Below are 2321 nucleotides of genomic sequence, written 5' to 3' on the forward strand. Positions count from 1 at the left end.
ACGCCCCCCCCCCCCCCCCCCCCCCCCCCCCCCCCCCCCCCCCCCCCCCCCCCCCCCCCCCCCCCCCCCCCCCCCCCCCCCCCCCCCCCCCGCCGCACCAGGCACGTCCACCCAGAGGAGTTCCATGCCCCGGATGCCGTCGGCCGAGCGGCGCGCCCAGCTGACCGAGGCGGCGATCCGCGCGATGACCCGCGACGGCGTCGCCCGGACGACCACCCGCTCGATCGCCGCCGAGGCCGGCGTGTCCCTGAGCGTCTTCCACTACTGCTTCGACTCCAAGCAGCAGCTGCTGGAATCCGTCCTGGAGGCGATCACCGCCCACTACATCGCGGTGGTGAAGGAGGCGATCCGGCCGAAACCCACCCTTCGCGAGACCGTCCGGGCCGGCTTCCAGGCGTACTGGGACCACGTCGGCGCCCAGCCCGGCGAGCACATGCTGACCTACGAGCTCACCCAGTACGCCCTGCGCCGTCCCGGGTTCGAGCACCTGGCCCGCCGCCAGTACGAGCTGTACTGCCACACGTACGAGGAGCTGATCGGGCAGCTGTGCCGGGACATGGGGCTCGTCCCGAAGGTCCCGGCGCCCGTCCTGGCCCGGTACCTGGCGGCGATGACCGACGGGCTGACGCTGAGCGTGCTGGTCCTCGGCGACGAGAAGGCCGGCGCCGAGATCCTGGACCTGGTCACCGAGCACGTCCTGGGGCTGATGGAGGGCGACGGCCGGCCGGTCAGCCCTGCTCCGCCGCCTGCCACACGGTGGTGATGTTGCAGAACTCGCGGATGCCGTGGCCGGACAGCTCCCGCCCGTACCCGGACCGCTTGACCCCGCCGAAGGGCAGGGCCGGGTGGGAGGCGGTCATGCCGTTGACGAAGATGCCGCCGGCGTCGAGGTCGCGGACGAAGCGCTCCAGGTCACCGTCGTCCCGGGTCCAGACGTTCGAGCTGAGTCCGAACGGCGTGTGGTTGGCGCGCTCCACGGCCTCGTCCAGGCTGTCCACCCGGTACAGGGTGGCGACGGGCCCGAAGGTCTCCTCCAGGTCGACGCGCATGTCCGGGGTGACGTCGGCCAGGACCGTCGGCTCGTAGAACCAGCCGTCCGGGCGGCCGGGCGGGCGGCGGCCGCCGCACAGCACCGTGGCCCCCTGCCGTACGGCGTCGTCGACGAGTTCCTCCACGTCGGCGCGGCCGCTCTCGGTGGCCAGCGGGCCGACGTCGGTGGACTCCTCCATCGGGTCTCCGACGGTCAGCGCCCGCATGCCCTCCGTGAAGAGCCGGGCGAACTCGTCGTAGACGTCGGTGTGGACGATGAACCGCTTGGCGGCGATGCAGGACTGGCCGTTGTTCTGGACCCGGGCGGTCACCGCGGTCTTCGCGGCCCGCGCGACGTCCGCCGAGGGCATGACGATGTACGGGTCGCTGCCGCCGAGCTCCAGGACGGTCTTCTTGACCTCGTCCCCCGCGACGGAGGCCACCGCGCGCCCGGCCGGCTCGCTGCCCGTCAGGGTGGCCGCCGCCACCCTCGGGTCGCGCAGGATGCCCTCGACGGGGCCCGAGCCGATCAGCAGGGTCTGGAAGCAGCCCTGCGGGAAGCCCGCCCGCTGGAAGAGGTCGCCGAGGTACAGGGCCGTCTGGGGGACGTTCGACGAGTGCTTGAGCAGGCCCACGTTGCCGGCCATGAGCGCGGGCGCGGCGAAGCGCACGACCTGCCAGAGGGGGAAGTTCCACGGCATGACGGCGAGCACCACGCCCAGGGGCCGGTAGCGGACCCGTACGGCCGAGGCGCCCGCGTCGCGCACGTCGGCGTCGGCGGGCTGCTCGTCGGCGAGGAGGGACTCGGCGTGTGCCGCGTACCAGCGCATCGCCTTGACGCACTTGGCGGCTTCCGCGCGGGCCGCCACGAGCGGTTTGCCCATCTCGACGGTCATGGTGCGGGCGACGTCCTCCGCCTCCGCCTCCAGCAGCTCCGCCGCCCGGTCCAGCAGCGCCGAGCGCTCGGCGAAGGAGGTGTGCCGGTACGACGAGGCCGTGCGCGCGGCCAGGTCCAGGCAGCGCTCGATGCCGGCGGCGTCGAGGGCGTCGAAGGAGAGCAGCGTGTGGCCTGTCGTGGGGTTGACGGTGGCGATCGGCATGGTCCGGCCTTCCTGCGTGGGAACCGCCCCACCGACCCTGCCCGCCCGGGCCCGCCCCCGCAACGCGAGGACCGGCCACCCGCCGGCACCCCCTAGGTGTATTGATCACGAGCGTTGTTGACACTCGGCAGGTCTTGAACATGACGAAGACCTCCGGTGTGGTGGGAGCTGTCTAGGAACTCACCGCACGGA

Annotated in this window: 2 protein-coding genes; one reads left to right on the plus strand and one right to left on the minus strand. The window is 73.3% G+C overall.

Going from position 1 to position 2321, the window contains the following annotated elements; all coding sequences use genetic code 11:
- The first annotated feature begins 124 nt into the window (after positions 1-124).
- The gene (locus AC069X_RS17675) at positions 125-763 is read left to right on the plus strand and encodes a TetR/AcrR family transcriptional regulator (RefSeq protein ID WP_478729485.1); all 639 of its coding nucleotides are present in this window, start codon (positions 125-127) and stop codon (positions 761-763) included.
- On the opposite strand, the gene AC069X_RS17680 is transcribed toward AC069X_RS17675, so the two are convergent.
- A complete protein-coding gene (locus tag AC069X_RS17680) occupies positions 729-2129 on the minus strand; it encodes an NADP-dependent succinic semialdehyde dehydrogenase (protein ID WP_478729486.1) in 1401 nt (466 codons plus the stop codon). The two genes, AC069X_RS17675 and AC069X_RS17680, sit on opposite strands and share 35 nt — an antisense overlap.
- Positions 2130-2321 lie beyond the last annotated feature (192 nt).

This window comes from Streptomyces sp. NPDC043896, from assembly GCF_056435605.1.

Excerpts from the sequence above, each read along its gene's own strand:
- AC069X_RS17675 (WP_478729485.1), top strand. The coding sequence starts at position 125 with ATGCCCCGGATGCCGTCGGCCGAGCGGCGCGCCCAGCTGACCGAGGCG.
- AC069X_RS17680 (WP_478729486.1), bottom strand. The coding sequence starts at position 2,129 with ATGCCGATCGCCACCGTCAACCCCACGACAGGCCACACGCTGCTCTCC.